This window comes from Bradyrhizobium sp. (assembly GCF_049512235.1).
In the GTDB taxonomy this organism is placed as follows: Bacteria; Pseudomonadota; Alphaproteobacteria; order Rhizobiales; family Xanthobacteraceae; genus Bradyrhizobium.
Genome location: NZ_JBEKXH010000595.1, coordinates 1 through 3574, shown reverse-complemented (window position 1 = coordinate 3574; position 3574 = coordinate 1). Strand labels below are relative to the sequence as shown.

Below are 3574 nucleotides of genomic sequence, written 5' to 3'. Positions count from 1 at the left end.
AACGGCGATACCCAGATGCCGGACACCTTGAACATGTCGTCGCTGCGGCCGCAGAAGGTGTAGCGGCCATCGGCGTCGCGAATGTATTTGTCGCCGGTGCGGGTCCAGTTGCCCTCGAATGTCCGGCGGCTCTTGCTGCGCTGATTCCAGTAGCCTTCGCCGGCGGAGGGCGCATCGACCAGGAGTTCGCCGACCTCGCCGTCGGGCGCATCGCCGCCGGCTTCGTTGACCAGCCGAACCCTGTAGCCGGGCACCGGGCGGCCCGAGGTGCCGTATTTGATATCGCCGGGGGCATTCGACAGAAAGATATGCAGCAGTTCGGTCGAGCCGACGCCGTCGAGAATGTCGACGCCGAAGCGCGTCTTCCAGGCATTGCCGACCGTCGCCGGCAGCGCCTCGCCGGCCGAGGTGCAGATGCGCAGGCTTTTGCCACAGCGCTCGTCCTGCAGCGTCTCGTCGTGCAGCATCGCCGAGAACAAGGTCGGCACCCCGAAGAAGATGCTGGGGTTATACCGGTTCATCAGCGCAAACATCAGCGCCGGGGTCGGACGCTCGGAATTGAGGATGGTGGTGGCGCCGACCGACATCGGAAAGGTCAGCGCGTTGCCGAGGCCATAGGCGAAAAACAGCTTTGCCGCCGACAGCCCGACATCGTCCTCGCGAATCCCGAGCACCTGTCTGGCATAGGTGTCCGCCGTCGCGGCCAGACTGGAATGCAGATGCCTGACACCCTTGGGCATGCCGGTCGAACCCGACGAATAGAGCCAGAATGCCGGCTCGTCGGCGTGGGTCGCAGCGGTTGCAAAATGATCGCTCTCGACGGCGAGTTCATCGGATAGCTTCTTGTAGCCGTGCGCGTCGCACCCGCAAACCACGACGTGATCGAGATCCGCCATCCGGCCCAGCATGTCGCTCACCGCCGGCAGCAGCGGCTCGGAAATGAACAGCACGCGGGCGCGGCAGTCCGCCAGCACATAGGCATACTGTTCCGATGTCAGCAGCGTGTTGAGCGGCACCGGTACCACGCCGGCGCGGATCGCGCCGAGAAACACGGCAGGAAAATCCACCGTGTCGAGCATGATCATGGCGACGCGCTCTTCGCGGCGGACCCCGAGGCGGCGCAGGAGATTGGCGACGCGGCGGGTCTGCTGCTGCAGATCCCCATAGGTCAATTCGGAAACTGTGTCGGTGAAAGCGAGCTTGCCGCCGCGCCCCTCGTCGACATTGCGGTCGAGCAGCCAAGTCACCGCATTATAAGTATCGGAGGAAACGGATGGACCGCTCATGCTGTGCGCCTCTCCCGTGGCTCTTCTAGTAGATCGATTCTAGAATTATAATTCATAGAAAGCCATCGGGCCGGCTTGCTGTCAATCCTTATCGGCATTATGTTTCCGGAATGCGCGTCTCGGCAAAAAACCGACCTGGGAAATGACCGAAAACCCCGATCCCGAAACCGGCTTTCTCGAACAACTCGGCCAACGCGTCCGCACCATGCGCGCGCTCCGCGGCATGTCGCGAAAGGTGCTGGCCAAGGTCTCCGGCATTTCCGAACGCTATATTGCGCAGCTCGAAAGCGGCAAGGGCAACGTCTCGATCGTGCTGTTGCGCCGGGTGTCGAACGCGATGGGCGCGCATCTCGAGGACCTCATTCCCTCAACCGAGCCGGCGCCGGACTGGCCGGTCATTCGCGACCTCCTGCGCAGGGCTTCGGCGCACCAGATCGCGCAGGCCAAGGAAGCTCTCACCGGCGAACACAACGGCGCGGCGCCACGGGGGCTGTCGTTTGCCGGCATTGCCCTGATCGGGTTGCGCGGCGCCGGCAAGTCCACGCTCGGCAAAATGCTCGCCAGGAAAATCGGCTGGAGTTTTGTCGAGCTGAACAAGGAGATCGAAGCGCTGAACGGCTTGTCGGTCGCCGAAATCATCGCGCTCTACGGCCAGGAAGGTTTTCGGCGCATGGAGCAGGCGGCGCTTGGGCAATTGCTGGCGCGCCGCGAATTGATGGTGCTGGCGACCGGCGGCGGCATCGTCTCCGAGCCCTTGACCTTCGACCTGATCCTGTCGTCGTTCTACACCATCTGGCTCAAGGCCGAGCCGGAAGAACACATGGCGCGGGTGCGCGGCCAGGGCGATCTGCGCCCGATGGCGGACGATCGCGCGGCGATGGCCGAATTGCGCGCCATCCTGCTCAGCCGCGAACCGCTTTATGCCCGCGCCTCGGTGACCGTCGATACCGCGGGCCTTGGCATCGACGAAGCCGCCGCGCGAGTGATCGCGGCAGTCAAGCCGGTGCTGCCGAGTGAAGCGCAGGAATTCGGACTGCGCAGCGCGGCGTCGTGAGCCGGCGGAGAACTGCATGGGTGCAACGCGGCGGCCATCTTCATCGTGCCGGCGCCAGCTTGGCGTTGCTCATCAGCCCGATCGATTTTTCAAGGTCCTGGCGGTATTCCTCGCGCACTTGTTTGGCGAGATCATCCCACTTTTCCGGCGCGATGGTCGCGGCCGCAACCGGCGGCTTGCCATCTCCCGGCCCGGTTTTATCGGCGACTACGCCGTGAAAATCGATCCATCGCCGGTCATAGTTACGCGGTGTCGTTTCATCCCATGCGATGACTTTGCTGACGATGCCCCGGAGCTTCGGCAGATCGGCGAACTGTGCCTTGCGCAGTTCGATCGGCATCTGTCTTGACAGGGCGATCATGGCCGCTCGACCGCCGACGACATCGGTGGAGCGCCACGCATCGAAATTTCCCCGCAGGCGGCCGGCGTTGAACCAGAAAATGGCCCCGTCCACGTCGCCCTGCCGGTAGAGCACCCTGGCCAGGCCAAAAAGCACCGGTGGCGGGTAGCTGTCGGAGTGACGCTTGATTTGATCGAGGACGCCGTCGTTCTCATGGCCTGAAGTATTCTGCAGCGTGCGCATGACATCAATGGTCTGCATCCCGACCGGGGCGGCGGCTTCATCCGGTTTCGGGACTGCGGCATTGTCCGCGGTGGAGACGCCGTTACAGGGATAAAGCTGGGCCAGGATTTCAATGGCTCGCGGCGCCGTCAGCTGGCCGGAGGCTTGATGCGACCGCGTATACTGCGCAACCGCCTGGGCGACATCGACCACGCGCACCGTTCCGGGGATGCAGAATGACTTGTTGTTGTAGGTGGTGATCAGACCGACAAACCACTGGCCTGGACTGGTGGGCGCTGCCGCGGCCGCAAAGGACGGCGTCACGCTCTGCCCTGCGGTCAGCACGATCAATGCGGCCAGCGAACGTATGACGGTGGGAAAGCGGGCGAACGCGGATACAACCATAAGCGACAGCACAGAGGTTTTTTGTGGCGCATCTATGTTCGCCCGCGCACGTAGCGAGTGAGCATGTCCGGAACCCGATCGAAGAAATTTTCGCTTGGCGGTTGCGGTGTCAAACGCCGCAGCCTCGCAAATTGGCCGCGCTGCGCTGGGCGCAATAAATGCTGGACGAGCGTTTCTTTGATGCTCATCATAATTAGTCGATGTCGTAGGATGGGTTGAGCCCTTCGCGAAACCCATCAATTCCGCTCCTGGGATGGGTTTCGTGAC

Annotated in this window: 3 protein-coding genes; 1 reads left to right on the top strand and 2 read right to left on the bottom strand. The window is 62.9% G+C overall.

Translation table 11 applies throughout. The annotated features are described in order from the left end of the window. A partial coding sequence (locus ABSG20_RS32385; protein WP_423868521.1) for a benzoate-CoA ligase family protein occupies positions 1 to 1286 on the bottom strand: 1286 nt, incomplete at its 3' end. A 142-nt stretch (positions 1287 to 1428) separates the two neighbouring features. Between ABSG20_RS32385 and ABSG20_RS32380 the strand changes: the two genes are divergently transcribed. After that, on the top strand, positions 1429 to 2340 hold the full coding sequence (locus tag ABSG20_RS32380; protein WP_423868520.1) for a helix-turn-helix transcriptional regulator: 912 nt from the start codon (positions 1429 to 1431) through the stop codon (positions 2338 to 2340). 40 nt (positions 2341 to 2380) lie between these two features. Here ABSG20_RS32380 and ABSG20_RS32375 read toward each other — a convergent pair. Next, positions 2381 to 3574 (bottom strand): hypothetical protein (locus tag ABSG20_RS32375; protein WP_423868519.1); only part of this gene is annotated, 1194 nt, incomplete at its 5' end.

What these genes read in the sequence shown, in the direction of transcription:
- ABSG20_RS32380 (WP_423868520.1), top strand. Translation starts at nt 1,429, where the DNA reads ATGACCGAAAACCCCGATCCCGAAACCGGCTTTCTCGAACAACTCGGC.